Origin of the sequence: Salinilacustrithrix flava, from assembly GCF_041228405.1 — a bacterium.
Taxonomy (GTDB): domain Bacteria; phylum Actinomycetota; class Acidimicrobiia; order Acidimicrobiales; family Salinilacustritrichaceae; genus Salinilacustrithrix; species Salinilacustrithrix flava.
The window spans coordinates 2624810-2642946 of record NZ_CP133888.1; the positions used below are offsets into that span (position 1 = coordinate 2624810).

21 protein-coding genes are annotated in these 18137 nt (G+C 72.5%); 8 read left to right on the forward strand and 13 right to left on the reverse strand.

The window, feature by feature from the left end; all coding sequences use genetic code 11:
- Nucleotides 1–2: 2 nt before the first annotated feature.
- Nucleotides 3–911 carry a TIGR01777 family oxidoreductase gene (locus RGQ06_RS12950; RefSeq protein ID WP_432428622.1) on the reverse strand — a complete coding sequence of 303 codons (909 nt, stop codon included), beginning with the start codon at nucleotides 909–911 and terminating at the stop codon, nucleotides 3–5.
- A gap of 78 nt (nucleotides 912–989) precedes the next feature.
- On the opposite strand from RGQ06_RS12950, the gene mscL reads away from it, so the two are divergent.
- The 3 genes from mscL to lpdA are packed head-to-tail and all read left to right on the forward strand — an operon-like array spanning nucleotide 990 to nucleotide 3490.
- Nucleotides 990–1397: a large conductance mechanosensitive channel protein MscL gene (gene mscL / locus RGQ06_RS12955; protein ID WP_432428623.1), complete on the forward strand. Its 408-nt coding sequence runs from the start codon at nucleotides 990–992 to the stop codon at nucleotides 1395–1397.
- Nucleotides 1394–1648 (forward strand): hypothetical protein, encoded by a 255-nt coding sequence (locus tag RGQ06_RS12960; RefSeq protein WP_432428624.1) that lies wholly within the window; start codon nucleotides 1394–1396, stop codon nucleotides 1646–1648. Before mscL ends, RGQ06_RS12960 begins: the two co-directional genes overlap by 4 nt.
- A gap of 27 nt (nucleotides 1649–1675) precedes the next feature.
- Nucleotides 1676–3490, forward strand: a complete 1815-nt coding sequence (gene lpdA / locus RGQ06_RS12965) for a dihydrolipoyl dehydrogenase (RefSeq protein WP_432428625.1) — start codon at nucleotides 1676–1678, stop codon at nucleotides 3488–3490.
- Nucleotides 3491–3517: 27 nt separating this feature from the next.
- On the opposite strand, the gene infA is transcribed toward lpdA, so the two are convergent.
- A complete protein-coding gene (gene infA / locus RGQ06_RS12970; protein ID WP_432428793.1) occupies nucleotides 3518–3724 on the reverse strand; it encodes a translation initiation factor IF-1 in 207 nt (68 codons plus the stop codon).
- Nucleotides 3725–3735: 11 nt separating this feature from the next.
- Between infA and sucB the strand changes: the two genes are divergently transcribed.
- Nucleotides 3736–5289, forward strand: coding sequence for a 2-oxoglutarate dehydrogenase, E2 component, dihydrolipoamide succinyltransferase (gene sucB / locus RGQ06_RS12975; protein WP_432428626.1), 1554 nt, complete (start codon nucleotides 3736–3738; stop codon nucleotides 5287–5289).
- Nucleotides 5290–5346: 57 nt separating this feature from the next.
- On the opposite strand, the gene RGQ06_RS12980 is transcribed toward sucB, so the two are convergent.
- Together RGQ06_RS12980 and RGQ06_RS12985 are read right to left on the reverse strand one after the other, a co-directional pair.
- Entirely contained in the window at nucleotides 5347–6288 is a 942-nt protein-coding gene (locus RGQ06_RS12980; protein WP_432428627.1) for an NAD-dependent epimerase/dehydratase family protein, read from the reverse strand.
- The gene (locus tag RGQ06_RS12985) at nucleotides 6285–7172 is read right to left on the reverse strand and encodes an ABC transporter substrate-binding protein (RefSeq protein ID WP_432428628.1); all 888 of its coding nucleotides are present in this window, start codon (nucleotides 7170–7172) and stop codon (nucleotides 6285–6287) included. The genes RGQ06_RS12980 and RGQ06_RS12985 overlap by 4 nt, the downstream gene beginning before the upstream one ends.
- A gap of 54 nt (nucleotides 7173–7226) precedes the next feature.
- Between RGQ06_RS12985 and RGQ06_RS12990 the strand changes: the two genes are divergently transcribed.
- Entirely contained in the window at nucleotides 7227–7994 is a 768-nt protein-coding gene (locus RGQ06_RS12990) for a GDSL-type esterase/lipase family protein (protein ID WP_432428629.1), read from the forward strand.
- Nucleotides 7991–9676: a lipoyl synthase gene (gene lipA, locus RGQ06_RS12995; protein ID WP_432428630.1), complete on the forward strand. Its 1686-nt coding sequence runs from the start codon at nucleotides 7991–7993 to the stop codon at nucleotides 9674–9676. Before RGQ06_RS12990 ends, lipA begins: the two co-directional genes overlap by 4 nt.
- Nucleotides 9677–9774: 98 nt before the next feature.
- On the opposite strand, the gene RGQ06_RS13000 is transcribed toward lipA, so the two are convergent.
- The 9 genes from RGQ06_RS13000 to RGQ06_RS13040 all read right to left on the reverse strand — a co-directional run bounded on the left by RGQ06_RS13000 (nucleotide 9775) and on the right by RGQ06_RS13040 (nucleotide 16063).
- A complete protein-coding gene (locus RGQ06_RS13000; protein WP_432428631.1) occupies nucleotides 9775–10008 on the reverse strand; it encodes a hypothetical protein in 234 nt (77 codons plus the stop codon).
- A gap of 72 nt (nucleotides 10009–10080) precedes the next feature.
- Complete coding sequence (locus tag RGQ06_RS13005; protein ID WP_432428632.1) at nucleotides 10081–10545, reverse strand: hypothetical protein; 465 nt, start codon at nucleotides 10543–10545, stop codon at nucleotides 10081–10083.
- Between the two features lie 13 nt (nucleotides 10546–10558).
- Nucleotides 10559–11146 carry a hypothetical protein gene (locus RGQ06_RS13010; protein ID WP_432428633.1) on the reverse strand — a complete coding sequence of 196 codons (588 nt, stop codon included), beginning with the start codon at nucleotides 11144–11146 and terminating at the stop codon, nucleotides 10559–10561.
- An 80-nt stretch (nucleotides 11147–11226) separates the two neighbouring features.
- Nucleotides 11227–12090 (reverse strand): TlpA family protein disulfide reductase, encoded by an 864-nt coding sequence (locus RGQ06_RS13015; RefSeq protein WP_432428634.1) that lies wholly within the window; start codon nucleotides 12088–12090, stop codon nucleotides 11227–11229.
- Nucleotides 12087–13358, reverse strand: a complete 1272-nt coding sequence (locus RGQ06_RS13020) for a DUF4214 domain-containing protein (RefSeq protein WP_432428635.1) — start codon at nucleotides 13356–13358, stop codon at nucleotides 12087–12089. Before RGQ06_RS13020 ends, RGQ06_RS13015 begins: the two co-directional genes overlap by 4 nt.
- Nucleotides 13355–13918: a MauE/DoxX family redox-associated membrane protein gene (locus RGQ06_RS13025; RefSeq protein WP_432428636.1), complete on the reverse strand. Its 564-nt coding sequence runs from the start codon at nucleotides 13916–13918 to the stop codon at nucleotides 13355–13357. Before RGQ06_RS13025 ends, RGQ06_RS13020 begins: the two co-directional genes overlap by 4 nt.
- 26 nt (nucleotides 13919–13944) lie before the next feature.
- Nucleotides 13945–14217: a peroxiredoxin family protein gene (locus RGQ06_RS13030; RefSeq protein ID WP_432428637.1), complete on the reverse strand. Its 273-nt coding sequence runs from the start codon at nucleotides 14215–14217 to the stop codon at nucleotides 13945–13947.
- Between the two features lie 36 nt (nucleotides 14218–14253).
- Entirely contained in the window at nucleotides 14254–14526 is a 273-nt protein-coding gene (locus tag RGQ06_RS13035) for a hypothetical protein (RefSeq protein WP_432428638.1), read from the reverse strand.
- Between the two features lie 154 nt (nucleotides 14527–14680).
- A complete protein-coding gene (locus tag RGQ06_RS13040) occupies nucleotides 14681–16063 on the reverse strand; it encodes a serine hydrolase domain-containing protein (RefSeq protein ID WP_432428639.1) in 1383 nt (460 codons plus the stop codon).
- 97 nt (nucleotides 16064–16160) lie between these two features.
- Between RGQ06_RS13040 and RGQ06_RS13045 the strand changes: the two genes are divergently transcribed.
- Together RGQ06_RS13045 and RGQ06_RS13050 are read left to right on the forward strand one after the other, a co-directional pair.
- On the forward strand, nucleotides 16161–17267 hold the full coding sequence (locus RGQ06_RS13045) for an aminopeptidase P family protein (protein WP_432428640.1): 1107 nt from the start codon (nucleotides 16161–16163) through the stop codon (nucleotides 17265–17267).
- Between the two features lie 7 nt (nucleotides 17268–17274).
- Nucleotides 17275–18135: a hypothetical protein gene (locus RGQ06_RS13050; RefSeq protein ID WP_432428641.1), complete on the forward strand. Its 861-nt coding sequence runs from the start codon at nucleotides 17275–17277 to the stop codon at nucleotides 18133–18135.
- Nucleotides 18136–18137: the final 2 nt, after the last annotated feature.

An 18137-nucleotide genomic window follows, 5' to 3' on the forward strand; every position in this document is an offset into this window, starting at 1 on the left:
GGCTACGCAGCCTCGTCGTCGCCGAGCATGGCGGCCAGGCAGGTCTCGATGGTGGGGTGGCGGAACACGAAGCCGTCGGCCTCGAGCACCGTGGGCAGCACCCGGTGCGAGGTGTAGAGCAGCGCCTCGGTGAGCTCCTTGCCGAGCAGCACGGTGGGGCCGAGCTTGGGGATCGGCAGCAGCGTGGGCCGGCCCAGCTCCCGGCCGAGGGCCTTGGTGTAGGCCTGGTTCGTCACCGGGTTCGGCGCGGTGAGGTTCACCGGGCCCTCGACGTCGGACTCGATGAGGTGGAGCATCGCCCGGACGTGGTCGTCGATGGAGATCCAGCTCCACCACTGGTCACCCGAGCCGAAGCGCCCGCCGACGCCGAGCTTGAACGGCAGCAGCGTCTTCTTCAGCGCCCCGCCGTCGGCGGACTGGACGATGCCGGTGCGCAGCAGGCAGGTGCGGATGCCGGCCTCCTGGGCCGGGCCGGTGGCGCCCTCCCACTGCACGCACACGTCGGTGAGGAAGCCGTCGCCGGCCCGTGACTCCTCGGTGAGGACCTCGTCGCCGGCGTCGGGGTAGTAGTCGATGCCCGAGGCGGACAGCAGCACGGACGGCTTGCGGTCGAGGTCCGCGATGGTGCGGGCGATCAGGTCGGTGCTCTTCGTGCGGGACTCGAGGATGAGGCGCTTGCGCTCGTCGGTCCAGCGCTCGTCGCCGATGCCGGCGCCGGCCAGGTTGACCACGGCGTCGACGCCCTCGAGGCCGGCCGCGTCGATGGTGCCGGCGTCGGGATCCCAGGCGAGCTCGTCGGGGCCGGGGGAGCCGTGGCGGACCAGGCGGATGGCCGTGTGGCCGGCGCCGCGGAGGGCTCCGACGAGGGCGGAGCCGATGAGACCCGAGGAACCGGTGATGGCGACCTTCATGGCGTCGTACGGTACCGACGCCGGACGGCGCCCCGACGTCGGGGATCACGCCGGCGCCGGACACGGGGGAGCCCTCACGTGCTGCAAGACCTGAAGAAGTTCCTCATGCGGGGCAACGTCGTCGACCTGGCCGTCGCGGTGGTCATCGGCGCTGCGTTCGGCCTCGTCGTGTCGTCGTTCGTCGACAACATCATCAACCCGATCATCGCTGCGATCTTCGGCGAGCCCGACATCAGCCAGGTCGCCGCCATCACCCTGCGCGAGAGCGCCGAGGGCGACGCCGTGCTCCGCATCGGCGCGTTCCTCCAGCAGGTCCTCGACTTCGTGATCATCGGCACCGCGCTGTTCTTCGTCGTCCAGTCGTTCCAGAAGCTGCAGGAGCGCCGGGCCAACCAGGAGGTCCCCGCCGAGGAGACCCCCACGCCCACCGACGAGGCCCTCCTCCTGTCGGAGATCCGGGACCTGCTGAAGTCCCAGGCATCATGAGCGACCTCGACGGCGAGCGGGGGCCTGCCCAGGTCATCACGCCGCGCCTCGTCCTCGGCGTGGTGCTGGCGGCAGCGCTGGTCCTGCTGATCGTCCAGAACACGGCGACCACCAAGGTCGAGTGGCTGGTCTTCGACACCGAGCAGCCCCTCTGGGTCGTGCTGCTCGGCACGGCGGCGGTCGCCCTGGTGATCGGCGAGCTGGTCGGTGGCGTCCGGCGTCGCCGCCGACGGCGCGCCGGGGAGGGGTAGCCGCCGCCGTCCTCTATGGTTCGAACCGTGGCCGACGTACCCATGCCCCAGCTCGGCGAGACCGTCACCGAGGGAACGATCACCCGATGGTTCAAGCAGGTCGGTGACTCGATCGCCGAGGACGAACCGCTCTTCGAGGTGTCCACCGACAAGGTGGACTCCGAGGTGCCCTCGCCCATGAGCGGGACGCTCACCGAGATCCTCGTCGAGGAGGGCGACACCGTCGACGTCGGCACCGTGCTGGCCCGCATCGGCGACGAGGGCGACGCCCCCGCCGGTGGCGACGAGCCCGAGGCGCAGACCCAGCCCGATCAGGAGCCCGAGGTCGACGAGTCCGCCGCCTCCGAGGCGTCTGCGCCCGTCCAGCCCCAGCAGCCGACCCAGCCCCAGCACATCCCCGCCGAGGTCAAGGGCCACGGCGGTGGCGAGGTCGACCGCCAGGACCAGCACTTCGACGTCGTCGTCATCGGCGGCGGCCCCGGTGGCTACGCCGCTGCGCTCTACGGCGCGTCCGCTGGCTTGAACATCGCCCTGATCGAGAAGAACAAGCTCGGCGGCACCTGCCTGAACGTCGGCTGCATCCCGGCCAAGGAGCTGCTCGAGAGCGCCCACGTGCACCGCACCCTGCTCGGCGCGGCCGAGTTCGGCTTCGAGATCGGCGAGGTCGGCATCAACTGGACCCGCACCATCGAGCGCAAGCAGGAGGTCGTCGACAAGCTCGTCGGTGGCCTCGGCCAGCTGCTCAAGAGCCGCAAGGTCACGATGTTCGACGGCCACGGCAAGCTGCATGCCGGCCACAAGGTCGCGATCAGCGGCGGTGAGTCCGGCGACGTCGCCATCTCGGGTGACTCGGTCGTCATCGCGACCGGTTCGCTGCCCCGCACGATCCCCGGCTTCGACGTCGACGGCGAGATCGTCATGACCTCCGACGAGTTCCTCTCGATGGATCCGCTGCCGTCCACGGCCGTGGTCATCGGCGGCGGCGCCATCGGCTGCGAGTTCGCCTCGACCATGTCCGACATGGGCACCGACGTCACCATCCTCGAGGCGCTGGACCAGATCATCCCCGGCTGCGACGCCGACGTCGTCCGGGCCGTCGGCCAGTCGTTCAAGAAGCGCAAGATCGACGTCAAGACCGGCGTGAAGGTCACCGGCCACGAACCCAAGGACGGCGGCGGCACCACGGTCAGCTACGGCGACGGCGAGAGCATCGACGTCGACGTGGTGGTCGTGTCGGTCGGCCGCCGCCCCAACACCGACGACATCGGCCTCGACGGCACCGCCGTGTCGGTCGCCGAGCGCGGCTTCGTCGACGTCGACGACCGCTGCCGCACCGGCGAGCCGGGCGTGTGGTCCGTGGGCGACTGCATCGCCACCCCGGCCCTGGCCCACGTGGCCTTCGCCGAGGGCATCGTGGCCATCAAGGACATCCTCGGGGAGGACCCGGTCCCGGTCGACTACACGAACGTGCCCTGGGCCATCTACTGCCACCCCGAGGTCGCCTTCGCCGGCCTCACCGAGCAGGCGGCCAAGGACGCCGGCTACGACGTGGTCACGTCCAAGCACCGCTGGACCGGCAACGGCCGGGCGATGATCATCGGTGACACCGAGGGCGTCGTGAAGATCGTGGCCGAGAAGGATGCCGACGGCCGGGCCGGGCGCATCCTCGGCGTCCACCTGTGCGGCCCGTGGGCCACCGAGCAGCTCGGCCAGGGGTACCTGGCGGTGAACTGGGAGGCCACGGTCGACGAGGTAGCCCACTTCATCCAGCCGCACCCGACGCTGTCGGAGCTGTTCGGCGAGTCCGTCCTGGCCATGACCGGACGGTCACTGCACGGTTGAGGGGTCGGGGCCTGACGGCCCCGTCTTTCAAGCCTTGTAGCGGAAGGTGAGCCGGCCTCGGGTGAGGTCGTAGGGGCTCAGCTCGACCTGGACGCGGTCGCCCGGGAGCACGCGGATGCGATGCCGGCGCATCTTGCCCGAGATGTGGGCGAGCACCAGGTGCCCGTTGTCCAGCTCCACGCGGAACGACGCGTTGGGGAGCGACTCGTTCACGACGCCCTCCATCACGATCATGTCGTTGTTCTTTGCCACGGATCTCCTCGATCGTCGTTTTCGTTGCGTCCCGGACGGCATCCGAGCCGTTCGGAACCCCTCCACGATGGCACGATCCGGCCTCGGATCCTCCATCGCTGGGCGCCGATAGAGTCCGAGCCATGGCCGACGTCGAGATGCCGCAGCTCGGAGAGACCGTCACCGAGGGCACGATCACCCGCTGGTTCAAGCAGGTCGGCGAGTCCGTCGCTGAGGATGAACCGCTGTTCGAGGTGTCCACCGACAAGGTGGACTCCGAGGTGCCCTCGCCCATGAGCGGCACGCTCAGCGAGATCCTGGTCGAGGAGGGCGACACCGTCGACGTCGGCACCGTGCTGGCCCGCATCGGCGATGCCGGCGACGCACCGGCCGAGGCGCCGGCGCAGGAGGAGTCTCCGGCCGAGCCCGAGGAGCCCGAGGCCGAGGCGCCCGCCGCCGACGTGGAGGGCGAGAAGGAGCCCTCCGCCCAGCAGCCGGCCCAGGTCCCCGAGGCCCAGCCCGCTCCCGAGGCGGAGGCCCCGAAGGCCCAGGCCGCCCCGAAGCAGGAGGCCGGCTCCGGCCAGGGTGGCGGTCGCTCGAAGCTGCTTTCGCCGGTCGTGCGCAAGCTCGTGAACGACAACGACCTCGACGTCGACGCCATCGAGGGCACCGGCCCCGGCGGCCGCATCACCCGCGACGACGTCCTCGACGCCATCGACGCCGACGCGGCCAAGAAGGGCGCCGCCCCAGCCGAGCCCGCCGCGGCCCCCCAGGCCGCCGCGCCGCAGGCCGCTTCCCCGCAGCAGGCCCCGGCGAAGAAGGCGCCGGCCGCCCCCGCGCCCCGCGCCGGCGAGCGCGACACCGCCGTGCCGCACACCCGCATCCGCCGGGCCACCGCCGAGCACATGCGCCGCTCGGTCGACACCTCGGCCCACGTCTACGCGTCGATCGAGGTCGACTTCGACGCCGTGGATCGGGTGCGAGCCGCCCACAAGGAGCAGTTCAAGGCCGACGAGGGCTTCAGCCTCACCTACCTGCCCTTCATCAGCCGAGCCCTGGTCGATGCCATCCGCGACTTCCCCAAGGTCAACGCCAGCTTCGGCGAGGACGAGCTCATCGTCCACAACTACGTGAACCTCGGCATCGCGGTAGACCTCGACTTCGACGCCCTGCTGGTGCCGGTGGTGAGCGGCGCGGACGAGCTGCGCATGCGGGCCATCGCCCGCACGATCATGGACCTCGCCGGACGGGCCCGATCCAAGAAGCTGAGCCCCGACGAGCTGTCCGGCGGCACGTTCACGATCACCAACCCCGGCCCGTACGGCACGACGATGACGATGCCGATCATCAACCAGCCCCAGGTGGCGATCCTGTCCACCGACGCGGTGAAGCGCCGCCCGGTGGTGGTCGACCTGCCCGACGGCTCCGAGGCCATCGGCATCCACCCCACCGGCAACCTCACCCTCACGTGGGACCACCGGGCCTTCGACGGCGCCTACGCCGCAGCGTTCCTGGCCCGGATCAAGGAGCTGCTCGAGACGATGGACTGGGCCCAGGAGCTCGGCTGACGCGACAGGGGAACTGCCAGTTCCATCCCAACCGTTCTGGTAGTGCTGCTGTCGCGGTCAGCGGCGGCCGCGGTGCCATGCGACCTGGGCGGCGATGCCCTCGGTGAGCGACGTCTGGGGCAGCCAGCCGAGCAGGCGGCGGGCCGCGTCGTTGCTGCCGCCGGTGCGCTGGACGTCGCCGGGCTGCTCCGGGTGGCGCTCGACCGGCACCGGCGAGCCGACTGCCTCGCCGACGGCGTCGATCACGTCGCGCATGACGGTGGAGCCGCCGGCGCAGACGTTGACCACCGTCCCGGAGGGGATGTCGGTGCGACCGGCGAGCACGTTGGCTCGCACCACGTCACCGACGAAGGTGAAGTCGCGGACGTGGGAGCCGTCGCCGTAGAGGGGGAAGGGCTGCTGGTCGAGGGCGGCCTCGATCAGCTTGTGGAAGGCCATGTCGGGCCGCTGGCGGGGGCCGTAGACCGTGAAGTACCGCAGCGCGACCGTGGACAGGCCGTGGTTGGCCGCGTAGAGGCCGCAGAGGTGCTCGGCGGCGAGCTTGGTGACGCCGTAAGGGCTGTGCGGGCGGGGCAGGTCGGCCTCGGTGACCGGGTAGTGGTCGGCGTTGCCGTACACCGACGAGCTCGATGCGTAGACGAACCGGCCGAGGCCGGCCTGCAGGCTGGCTTCGAGGAGGCGCTGGGTGGCGAGCACGTTGCAGCTGTCGTAGGTGGCGAAGCCCTCGGACCAGGACAGGCGCACGCCTGGCTGGGCGGCCTGGTGGTAGACGACGTCGACGCCGTCGAGGAGCGCATCGAGGTCGGCGTCGCGCAGGTCGGCCTCGACGAGGCGGAAGCCGCGCCGGTCGTGCAGCGCTGCGAGGTTGGCGTCCTTCTGGGCCCGGTCGTAGTACGGCGTGAAGGCGTCGACGCCGACGACGTCGTGGCCCTCGTCCAGCAGCGCCTCGGCGAGCTGGGAGCCGATGAACCCGGCGACGCCGGTGACGAGGTGGGTCACCGGATCCGCCGGATGACCGCGGGGTCGGTGGGCCGTCCGGCAAAGGCGGCAGCGAGCACCTCGGCACCCTCGATGAGGCGAGGTCCGGGTCGCACGATCAGCTGGTCGGCGTCGATCGCCCACACGGCTGCGCCGGCGGGGACTCGGTCGAGCACGGCCTTCGCCTGGTCGCTGGCGCCGTCGAGGTCGAACCCGCAAGGCGCCACCACCACGTGGTCCACGTCGATGCTGCGGATCGCATCCCACGGTAGGGCCGAGGACCGCCCACCGGGCGTGCCGAGCGCGCTGCGAGCACCGGCGGCCTCGACCAGGTCCGGGATCCAGTGGCCACCGACGAACAGGGGATCGACCCACTCCACGACGACGGCGCTCGTCCGGTCCGCGCCAGCCGGGCCGGGGAGCGCGTCCACGCGGGCCCGGAGCGTCGACACCAGCTCGGCCGCCTCGGCCGCGGCGCCGATGGCGTCGCCCACGTCGGTGATGCAGCCGAGGACGTCGTCGAGCGTCATCGGGTCGAGGCTGACCACCCGTGCGTCGCTGCAGCCGAGGCGATCGAGGGCCTCGGTGGCCTGTCCCGCCGGCAGCGCGCACACCCGGCACAGGTCCTGGGTCAGCACCACCTCGGGAGCGAGGGCGGCGACGGCCTCGTCGTCGATGGCGGCCAGGGGCTGGCGGGCTTCGGATGCCGCCTGGACGGCAGCGTCCACGGCGGCGGGGTCGCTCGGGTCGGCGACGGCCAGCAGATCCCGCGTCACGACCCGGACGTCGGCAGGGGCGCCGTCCGGGATCGTGCACTCCCAGGTGACGCCCACGAGGTCAGCGGACCGGCCGAGCGCCGCGACGATGTCGGTGGCTGCCGGCAGCAACGAGACGATGCGAGGCACGGAGCGACGCTAGATGGTCCGACCGGCACCGGCCCCCTCGTAGCCTCGGCCACCGTGACCCGCCGCCGGATCTTCGCCCTGCTGGCGCTCGTCGTCGTCGGCCCGCTCCTCCTGCTCGGTGTGGAGGTGCAGCTGGCCCGCAGCAGCGGCGGCCGGCTCGACGACGAGGTGGGGGAGCGACCCCGCCAGCGCGAGGTCCGACCTGGCGACGCGCCGCTGCACGTGGTGTGGCTCGGCGACTCGACCAGCACCGGCGTCGGGGCCGCGGCGTTCACCGACTCCATGGCGTGGCGGGTGGCCGAGGGCCTCACCGACGGACCGGTGGTGCTCACCGTGCTCGGCCGATCCGGCGACCAGGTCCACGAGGTGCTCGACGAGCAGCTGCCCGAGCTCCCCGGCGTGCTGCTGCCCGGAGCCGACCACGTGGTGCTCGTGAGCATCGGCGCCAACGACGTCACCGCCCTGACCCGCCGCCCCACCTTCGAGGCCCGCTACCTGCAGATGGTTGACCGGATCGACGGCGTGCTCGACGACGCCAGCGTGGACGGCCGGCTGGTGCTGGTCGGGATCCCCGACATCGGCACCGCACCCCGGCTGCTCTCGCCGCTGCGCCAGGTCGCCGGCCTTCGCGGCGCCCAGCTCGACGACGAGATCGCCGGCGTCGCCCGCCGCCGAGGGGTCCACCACGTCGAGCTCGCCGATCGCACGAGCCGGACCTTCTCGAGCGACCCCGACCGCTACTTCTCCGCCGACGGGTACCACCCGAGCAGCGACGGGCACGAGGTCTGGGCCGACGCGGTGCTGGCTAGCCTCGAACCGTGACCCTCCGGATCCGCTGGCTCGGCACCGTCCGCTACACCGACGCCCACGCGCTCCAGCAGGGCCTGCACCACGAGAGCCCCGACGACCACCTGCTGCTGCTCGAGCACCCGCACGTGTACACCCTCGGTGTCCGGGCCGACATGGAGCACGTGCTCGTGCCGCCGGCGTCGGTCGGGGCCGAGCTGGTGCGGGCCGATCGGGGTGGCGACGTCACCTACCACGGGCCCGGCCAGCTGGTCGGCTACCCGATCCTCACCGTGCCCGGGAAGCGGGGCGGGGGGATGGCCGACACGGTCGCCTACGTGCGCTCCGTGGAGCAGCTGGTGATCGACGCGCTGGTCGAGCTGGGCCTGCCCGACGTCGGGCGCCTCGACGACTACCCGGGCGTGTGGGTCGAGCCCGGCAGCGACGCTCCTCGCAAGATCGCCGCGATCGGCGTGAAGCTCACCCGGGGGCGGTCCATGCACGGCTTCGCCCTCAACGTCGACCCCGACATGGCGATGTTCGGCCACATCGTCCCGTGCGGCATCCCCGACAAGGCCGTGACGTCCCTCGCCGCCGAGGGGATCGGCGTCACGATGCAGGACGTGGTCGACGTGGTCGCCCGCCTGGCCGCCGAGCGGTGGGGGCAGTCGGGGTGGGAGCGGGCCGACGTCGTGTGGCGCGAGCACCACGCCGACCTGGCGCCGTTCAGCCGGGGCGAGGGCCCGGGCGAGATCGTCAAGGAGCAGGCACCCCGGCAGCCCTCGGCTCGCCTCACCGGTCGCCTGGCCGAAGCCGGCGTCACGGAGGGGCTCTCCATCTCGTCCCGCAAGCCGGACCACGTCAAGGCCAAGGTCCGCATCACCGACGACTACGTCCGGCTCAAGAAGACGATGCGCGACCTCGACCTGGTCACGGTGTGCGAGGAGGCCGGCTGCCCGAACATCTTCGAGTGCTGGTCCGACGGCACGGCCACGTTCATGGTCGCGGGGGAGCGCTGCACCCGGAAGTGCGGGTTCTGCCTGGTCGACACCCGCAAGCCCCAGCCGCTCGACGCCGGCGAGCCGGACCGCGTGGCCGAGGCCGTGGAGCACATGGGCCTGTCCTTCGCCGTGCTCACCATGGTCGCCCGCGACGACCTGGCCGACGGCGCAGCCGGACACGTCGCTGACACGATCCGGGCCATCCGGGCTCGGACCCCGAACGTCGGCGTCGAGGCCCTGATCTCGGACTGCAAGGGCGACCCCGAGTCGCTGCAGCTGATCTTCGATGCCCGCCCCGACGTGCTCAACCACAACATCGAGTCCGTCGCCCGCCTGCAGCGGGCCGTGCGCCCGAGCGCCGGCTACGCCCGCTCGCTGTCGGTGCTGGCCCGGGCCAAGGCGGCCGGCCTGACCACCAAGTCCTCGATCATCGTGGGCATGGGCGAGACCGATGACGAGGTGGCCCAGACGCTGGCCGACCTGCGCGGCGTGGGCGTGGACATCGTCACCATCGGCCAGTACCTGCGCCCGACGACCAACCACCTCCCCGTGGCCCGCTGGGTGCCGCCGGAGACCTTCGAGGCGTGGGCCGCCGAGGGCGAGGCCATGGGCATCGGCCACGTCGAGGCCTCCCCGCTCACCCGCTCCAGCTACCACGCCCGCCAGGCGGCCGACCACGCCACCGCCGGCGCAGGCGCGCGCACCGACGTCGTCTGACGCCGTCACCGCCCGAGCAGCCGCACGTCCCCGTTCTGGGCCGCGGTGCGCGCCTCAGACGGGTCGCGCCGCGGCCCGGAAGGCGGTGTGGCTGTTGGCTACTCGGCCGCTGGGGCGGCTCGACGTCCGCGGCGGTAGTACAGGATCGGCCCGAGGAAGTTGATGGCGATGACCGCAGCCCACTTCTTCTTCGACCCGTTGACCAGCTCGGGGGGCCGTTCGGCCAGGTCGGCCCACGCCGACACGGCGAGCGAGACCTGGACGGACGTGGCCACCATGACCAGGATCTTCTTCGGCGCTGACAGCGCGTCCCAGCGGATCGAGCGGTTCATCGGGTCATCAGCTCCATCCCCCCATCGTCGCGCGGGCCGGCAAGCCGTTGGCGTTCCGTGGCTGCTGCCAGTTCACTCGGAGTGGAGGGTGATGCCGGCCAGCACCTGGTTGATCGCGTCGATGCGCGATGCCCGGGAGAGGTGGCTGCCGACGACGACGTAGAGCACGAACGCCCGGCCCTGATCGTGGAAGAAGACCTGGGCGCCGGACTGGCCCTTGAGGGGGCGCTGCATGGCCTGGGGGGAGAAGTCCCCGGCGGCGAGGCGGGGGATGCCCGCATGGCCGTGGAGTCGGGAGCCGACGGCCTCGCCGGCCTCCTCGAGCAGGCACAGGAGGACGTCGCCATCGATCATCTGCTCGACCGCGCCGCTGCCGAAGTCTCCCCGGACGGGGGGCATCGGGAAGTTGGCGATGTGGGTGCGGGGGGTGAGGACCTCGCCGCTCGGCGCGCCGGTGCCCTCGCCGGCGCCGCCGTCGATCTCGGCCTCCCAGCCGGGGGGCAGGTCGAGCTCGATGCCTCGGGATCGGACCTTCATGGCAGCTCCAGGATCAGATGAGCAGGGCGGCACCGGCGAACAGCGCCGACGCAGCGAGGACGGACGTGGACGTGGTGCGCACCGTCGGCGACCAGCGGTGCAGGCGCTGGTGGAACTCGACGAGGCGCTGGGGCGAGGCGATGGACCGGGCGGGCAGCAGGGTGAGCCCCCGGGTGAAGCCGAAGGCGACCATGATGCCGAGCGCCGCCAACGGGTGGCCGGCCAGCACCGCAGCGACGAGGGCGACGTAGACCGCAGCGGTCGTGATGTAGGTCAGCACGCCGGCGCCGAGCTGGAAGCCGAAGCCGGCGCCGTAGACCCAGCCGCGGTACTCGTTCAGCCAGTTCTCGTCGACCTGGCGCGGCACCGACGGCAGGGACCGGCCCGTGCGTTCGAAGACGGCCGCGGCCACGGCGACCAGGGCGATCGTCGCGGTGGCGGCGGTGGTGGAGACGAGCGCGTCGAGGGGGATGCTCACGAGCGCGGCGATCGCGCCCGTGGACGCGCCGCCGAGCACCGAGCCCACCAGGAAGGCGCCGGCGGTGACACCGAATCGGTTGCCCTTGCCCCGCTCGCCGAGCGGGTGGATGCTCGAGAGCATCGACTCGCCTCACGGCGACCAGGTCGAGCGGATCGCGCCGAGCACGGCGGCGGTCAGGCCGACCACGACGACGACCACGTTCACGGCCGGGGCTGCTCCGGCTCACCGGGATCGGCGTCCTCGTCCCGCACGACCGGCTCGTGGAACAGGCGGGGATCGCCGGGGCTGAGGCCGGCTCGGGCCAGGTCGCGGTCGACCCGCTCGGTGCGGGCCTTGCCGAGGAGGAGATCCCGGCGGCGGACCTGACCGGCTCCGTAGCCGGCATCGGCCAGGGCTCGGTCGAGCAGGGTGCGCACCCGGTCCCACGACGATGCCGCACCCTCCCCGACGACGACGCCGCGACGGCCGTCGACCAGCGCGAAGTACGGGGCGACGGGCACGCCGTAGTCGTCCCAGGCGTCGGTGGACTGGATGGTGAGCACGTGCGGGGCGGCCATGGCGGCGACGTCGGCCGGGCTCTCGGTCTCGGGCCCCTGGGTGACGACGACGAGGCGGGTGTCGGCGGGCAGCTCCACGCCCTCGGCGAAGGCCCCCCAGAAGTCGGCGCAGGTGGCGCAACCCGTGGTGAGGAAGGCGAGCAGCGTGGCCTGGTCGCTCGGCGCGATCGAGACGGTCCGGGTGCCGCCGTTGGGCGTGATGCCGGCGATGTCGACGGCGCGACGGCCGGTGGACCCGGCCGGCTCGGGCACGCCGTCGGTGGTGCGGATGGTCGGGGGGGTGTCGGAGGTGAAGGTCGGCGTGCCCGACGGGCTGCGCTCGGCGCGGCCGGCGCGGGCGCCGCCCCGGCCGGCGCTGTGGTCGTGGTCGTGCTCGCGGTCCGGGTCGAGGCTGATGCCGGCATCGTGCAGGGCGCGCAGGATCTCGGCGTGGCTGCGCAGCAGGCCGATGACCAGCAGTGCCAGCACCCCGACCACGATGGCCAGGAGCAGGACGACGGCGCTCATGCCGAGGCCTTGGGCTCGCCGTTCGGATACCGAGCCGCGGCCCGGCGCAGGTACTCGTCGCTGGCGGCGAGGTACAGGGCCAGCTCGATGTCGCGGCCGTTGGCGATGTAGTCGACCCAGTAGTCCTGTCCGCTGGGGTCGGGCTCGCGGGCGAGGAACCGGTCGTAGAGCAGGGCGACCCGGCGTTCGCGGGACTCGACCGACCCGAACACCTCGGCGGCGACTGACTCGCGCGACGCGCCGCCCTCCAGGGCCTGGACGTGCCGGGACCGCTCGGCCTCGGTCGGGGTGCGCCCCAGGATCTTCTCGTACAGCCGCTCGACGTAGGTGGTGCGGTTCGAGCGCGACGCGGCGAAGAACTCGTCGCTGGCGTAGAAGACCACGGCCAGCTGGGCCGGCGTCGTGCCCGACCGGAGCTTCTCGGACCAGAAGGCGCGACCGTCGGCGTCGGGCGCTCGGTCGAAGGCCGACCGGTACAGGCCCTCCACGACGGTGGTCGTGTACTCGTCGGAGAAGGCGAACGACCAGGCCACGACGTCGCGGCCGTGGCCCTTGGCCAGCTCCTCGGCGAAGCCCTCGACACCCGCCTCCTCGCCCTCTCGGCCGAGGAAGTCGGGGTAGAGCGCCCGGACGAAGGCGAGCTCGCCCTCGGTGGGCTCGCGCACGGGCTCGAGGCAGGCCCGGTGGTGCCAGCGGGTGTTGTTGTCGGTGCGGGCCACCGTGGTGCAGGTGGGCTCCAGCTCCCACGGCTTGGTGCAGGTGACCACGCGGCACATGATCGGGCCGACGCAGGCGACCTGGTTGTTGCAGTTGCCGTAGCGGAAGACGGTGCAGCCGTCCTTGCGGTTGCCGCAGCTGCGGCACTGGCACGTGGTGTCCGAGCCCCGGCAGACGCCGGCCGAGCCGCACCGGCAGGCGGGCGACTCCTTGTTGCAGTCCATGTAGTAGCGGGCCGCGCCGTTGCAGTAGCTGGAGTTGTCGACCTTCCACCAGCCGGCGAGCAGCGTGTTCGGCGGGCAGGCGTTCTCGCCGGTGAGGGCGCAGCAGAACTCGGTGTAGCCGTCGCAGCACAACGACGAGCAGTCGCAGCTGCGCCCGAGGCAGGAGCACACCGCGGCGTAGGCGGTGCCGGGGCGCATCACGTAGGTGGGTCCGGCGACGGTGAGGGCGCTGCCCACCACCGCGGTCTTGGAGATGAAGCCGCGCCGGCTCGTTCGGCGATCGACGAAGGCGGCGGCCCGCTCGGTGAGGGTGGTGGTGAGGCTCACGAGACGCTCCCGAAGGTGCGGACGGGGGGACTGGGGTGCTCGCTCCGCAGGAGCCGGCTGATCTCGGAGGTGAGCGCCGGGGCGACGAGCAGGACCGCAGCCCCGATGGCGAGGAGCAGGACGTAGGCGACGGCCGTGACCAGCCCGTCGTCGATGACGTCGACGATGTCGGGCACGCCCGCGGCGGCGATGGCGAACGCGGTCGTTGCGGCGACGCCGTTCAGCGCCAGGTGGGCCGTGCCGGGCGGGGTGGAGGAGGCTCCGAAGCAGCCGCAGCCGGCGTCGGCATCCCGGGCGCGCAGCAGCAGGACGAAGCCGGCCAGGGCGAGGTAGAACACGCCGAGCCAGGCGGCGGCGAGGCGATGGGGGACGGCCAGGGCGGCGAGGCCGGTGGCCGCCTCGATGGCGCCGAGGGCGATGCCGGTGGCCGGGCGACCGCGCCAGGGCAGGGGCAGGCGGGCGTGGGCCATCGCCTCGGCAGCAGCGCCGGGTGCGACCAGCTTCTGGATCCCGCTCACGACGAGGACCAGCGCCAGAAGGTGCAGGGGGGCGGCGAGCACGGCCCCCCAACCTATTGGGTGCACCGTCAGTTGCTCAGCAGCTCGGTGATCTTGGCATCGAGCTTGTCAGCATCGCCGTACTCGCCGTAACCGGTGGATTCGATGGTGCCGTCGTCGTCGACGAACACGAACACCGAGCGCCCGATGGTGCCGAACCGGGCCCAGATCGATCCGTCCTCGTCGTAGGCGTGGGGGAACGCATCGAGGCCGTAGCGGTCGACGAAGCCGGCGACCGGCCCGAGGTCGTCGAGCCCGGCCATGCCGAGGAAGGCGATCTCGTCGCCGCGCTCCTGGTGCACCGCTGCGACCGCAGGGGCTTCACGGATGCACGACGTTCACCACGGCGCCCAGAACCAGATGACGAGGTCCTGGCCGGCGAAGTCGGCGCCGACCACCTGGCCGCCCCGGACGTCGGGGGCCACGAAGTCGAGCTGCTCGGGCACCGCGGGCCCCGCGGGTGCCCCTGCCTCCGTGGAGGACGAGGTGCCCGCGGTCGTCGTGGTCTCGGCCGCCGGGGCGGCGGCGACGTCCCCGTCACCGGATCCACCGCACGCCGCGGCTGCCAGCGCCATGGCCAGCAGGGAGGTGGCGAGGCGCAGGCGGGGCACGCCCGGATGGTACGACCGCTCGCTGCCGGGGTCCCGTCGCCTCCCGGTATCTTCGGGGCGGTGAGCACCCGACGCCTGATCATCGCCGCCCTGCTGTGCGGGCTGGCCATCCTCGTGGCGTTCAGCGTGCAGCTGCTGCTGGTGCTGTAGCCGGCTAGGAGATCCGGGCGTGGGCCCGGCGCTGGAAGTGCACGTAGGACACGCCGTCGGGGTCGTCGTCCTCGTCGGACTCCACCATCACCACGAGGTGGTGGACCAGGGTCTCGGGATCGAGGGTGACGAAGCGCTGGTCGTCGACCGGGTGCAGCGTGAGCGTGCGCTCGCGCATGCCCGCCTTCAGGAACAGCTCATCGGGGATGATGGTCATCCGCAGGGTGCCCTCGTCCCGGCCGCCGGCGATGGCGAGGCGCTGGTGCATGCGCTCGTAGATGCCGGTGTAGCGGTCGGCGTCGGGGCCCTCACCCGGGGGCAGCGTGTCGGGGATCTCCGGTGGCACGCATCCGAGGGCCTTCTTGCCGACGTGGGCGAACACGTCCTCGGCGACCGCGGTGCCCCGCGTGGAGTTCGTGAGCACCACGACCGCGGCATCCAGCTCGGGCAGCACCCGCAGGAAGGTGCGCTGGCCGGCGGTGTCGCCGTCGTGGGCGAGGACCGGTTGGTCGTCCCACTTCGTGAGCCACCAGCCCAGGCCCCACTCGTCGTCGGTGCCCGGGACCTCGACCTCGCCGTTGCGCATCTCGGCGATGGCCTTGGCCGGGACCACCTGGCGGTCCTCGACCGAGCGACCGCCGCGCAGGTGCATGGCGGCGAAGGTCAGCACGTCCCCGGCGCTGGCGATGATCCCGCCGATCGGGGCGTTGAAGCGGGACAGCACCCACGGGGCGACCGACGGCGTGCCCTGGTCGTCGTGGTGGTGGCCGGCCGCGACCCGGTGGACGATGGCCTGCTCGGCCTGGGTGACGGTGTGACCGAGCGCCAGGGGCCGGAGCAGGCGGCGCTGCAGGGCCCGGGCGTAGTGGTCGCCGGTGGCCTCCTCGACCAGGCGGCCGAGCACCCCGTAGCCGGCGTTGCAGTAGGAGAACATGTCGTCGGGGTCGTGGAGCTGGCCGACGTCCTCCAGGGTCGACACGTAGCGCCACAGCGCATCGGGGTTGCGGCCGCAGTCGAGGAAGTGGTCGCCCTGGATGCCGCTGGTGTGGGCGAGCAGCTGGCGCGGCGTGATGGTGAGGGTGGCGGTGTCGTCCTTGACCCGGAACTCCTGCAGGGCGCCGCGCACAGGTTCGTCGAGCTCCACCAGGCCGGCGTGCACGAGCTGGAGCACGAGGGTGGCGGTGTACACCTTCGAGATCGATCCGAGCTGGAAGAGCGTGTCGGTCGTGGTCTCCACGCCGGTGCCCACGTTGGCCACGCCACCGGCGACGAGGACGAGCTCGTCGCCTCGCAGCACGCCGACGACGGCGCCGGGCACCGCGTGGGTCTTCAGCGACGCGTCCAGCGTGGACTGCAACGTCGGTCGGAGGGTCTCGAGGGCCGGCATGCGGCTGAGGAGGGTAGTGGCTGGGCGTTCCGGGGTGGCCCCTGGCACGCCGTCGGCGATGGTCGGCCCGGACCGGCCGGGCTCTACCCTCGGGGCCATGTTCGCCGACCGCGTGGACCGGGTCCGGGCCCGGATGCAGGACCTCGACGTGCAGGTCCTGCTGCTGTCCGTCGGCCCCGAGCTGCCCTACCTCACCGGCTACGAGGCGATGCCGCTGGAGCGCCTCACGATGCTCGTGCTGCCCGTCGACGGTGACGCCACGCTGCTCGTACCCCGGCTCGAGGCGCCCCGCGTCGTCGACCGACCCGACGTGTTCCGCCTCGAGGCCTGGGACGAGACCGACGACCCCATCGCCCGCACGGCCGAGCTCGTCGGCGGCGCGCCCACGGTGGCCGTGGGGGACCGGATGTGGTCCCGCTTCCTCGTCGACCTCCTGCCCGCCGTCGGGGTCGAGCGCTGGGTCCGGGGCAACGACGTCGTCGGCCCGATCCGGGCCGTCAAGGACGCCGCCGAGGTCGAGGCCCTGCTGGCCGCCGGCGCCGCCGCCGACCGGGTCGCTGCCCAGCTCCAGTCCGGCCAGATCCCGCTTCGGGGTCGCACCGAGGCCGAGGTCTCCGCCGACATCGGTCGCCGCCTCGTCGACGAGGGGCACCACAAGGTCAACTTCGCCATCGTCGCCGCCGGCCCGAACGCGTCCTCGCCGCACCACGAGCCAGGCAGCACCGTGATCGAGGACGGCCAGGCCGTCCTGTGCGACTTCGGCGGCACCATGCACGGCCCCGGCGGTGTCGGCTACTGCTCGGACATGACCCGCGTGGTCGCCGTCGGCAGCGCCCCCGACGACCTGCTCGAGGCCTACGCCGCGCTCGAGGCCGCACAGCAGGCGGCCGTGCACGGGGCCGTGGTCGGGGTGACCTGCGAGTCGGTCGACCGCATCGCCCGCCAGCGCCTCGTCGACGCCGGCTGGGGCGAGTGGTTCATCCACCGCACCGGCCACGGCATCGGCATCGAGGAGCACGAGGACCCCTACATCGTCGAGGGGAACACCACCCCGCTCGTCGCCGGCCACGCGTTCTCCGTCGAGCCGGGCGTGTACCCGCCCGGTCGGTGGGGCATCCGCCTCGAGGACATCGTCGTGGCGACCGACGACGGTCCCGTGGCGTGCAACCGGGCCGACCACGGCCTCGTCGTCGTCGACGCCTGAGAACCGCATGATCGAGCTCGACGCCGCCACGTTCTGCCTCCAGTGGGCCACCGGTGGCCTGCTGTTCCTGTGGGTCACCACCCGCCGGCGCGAGGTCGGCATCGGCTACGGCTGGCTGATGCGGGCCACCTACGGGATCATCGCTGCCATCGGGGTGGTCGCCGGGTTCCGCTACGGCGACGACCTCGGGCGCGAGCTGGCCGGCATCGGCGTCGTGGTCGCCACCTCGGTCGCCCTGGCGGTGAGCGTGGTGCGCCGCAAGGCCGGCGTGGCGGGGGAGCGGGAGCGGGTCGCCGTGAAGTCGGCCCGCATCACGGCCATGACCGGCATCGACCGGGACATCGACGGCCCGCGCGACGACGTCCCCGAGTTCCCGCCGGTGCTCGACCTGATCGCCCCGGCGATCGGCGTGATCGGCCTGCTCTTCGGGGCGGCGGCCGCCACCCAGGGCGATGCCTCCTACGTCGTGTCGCTCGTGCGGGTGCTCGCCGGCGCTGCGTTCCTCGGCGCGGTCACCGACGCCATGCTCCTCGGCCACTGGTACCTGGTGCAGCCCGGGCTGGCTCGCGGTCCGCTGCTCGAGCTCGTGCGCTGGACGGCCATCACCTGGCCGGTCGAGGTCGTGGCCATGCTCCTGCCCACCGGGATGGTGTCGGTGCTGAACGGCTCCATCGACGACGGCTACGGCGGCATGCTCGGCTGGTTCTGGATCGCCTGCGCCATCGGCACCATCGCCCTCGTCGCGGTCACCCGGGCAGCCCTGAAGGAGCGCTACTACTCGGCGGTCATGGCCGCCACCGGCCTGCTCTACCTGGCCATCCTCACCGCCTTCGGCACCGACCTCGTCGCAAGGGCCGTGCTCGCGTAGTA

Excerpts from the sequence above, each read along its gene's own strand:
- RGQ06_RS13015 (WP_432428634.1), bottom strand. The coding sequence starts at position 12,090 with ATGAGCGCCGTCGTCCTGCTCCTGGCCATCGTGGTCGGGGTGCTGGCA.
- RGQ06_RS12960 (WP_432428624.1), top strand. The coding sequence starts at position 1,394 with ATGAGCGACCTCGACGGCGAGCGGGGGCCTGCCCAGGTCATCACGCCG.
- RGQ06_RS13000 (WP_432428631.1), bottom strand. The coding sequence starts at position 10,008 with ATGAACCGCTCGATCCGCTGGGACGCGCTGTCAGCGCCGAAGAAGATC.
- RGQ06_RS13040 (WP_432428639.1), bottom strand. The coding sequence starts at position 16,063 with ATGCCGGCCCTCGAGACCCTCCGACCGACGTTGCAGTCCACGCTGGAC.
- RGQ06_RS13005 (WP_432428632.1), bottom strand. The coding sequence starts at position 10,545 with ATGAAGGTCCGATCCCGAGGCATCGAGCTCGACCTGCCCCCCGGCTGG.
- RGQ06_RS13010 (WP_432428633.1), bottom strand. The coding sequence starts at position 11,146 with ATGCTCTCGAGCATCCACCCGCTCGGCGAGCGGGGCAAGGGCAACCGA.
- infA (WP_432428793.1), bottom strand. The coding sequence starts at position 3,724 with ATGATCGTGATGGAGGGCGTCGTGAACGAGTCGCTCCCCAACGCGTCG.
- RGQ06_RS13045 (WP_432428640.1), top strand. The coding sequence starts at position 16,161 with ATGTTCGCCGACCGCGTGGACCGGGTCCGGGCCCGGATGCAGGACCTC.
- RGQ06_RS12950 (WP_432428622.1), bottom strand. The coding sequence starts at position 911 with ATGAAGGTCGCCATCACCGGTTCCTCGGGTCTCATCGGCTCCGCCCTC.
- RGQ06_RS13050 (WP_432428641.1), top strand. The coding sequence starts at position 17,275 with ATGATCGAGCTCGACGCCGCCACGTTCTGCCTCCAGTGGGCCACCGGT.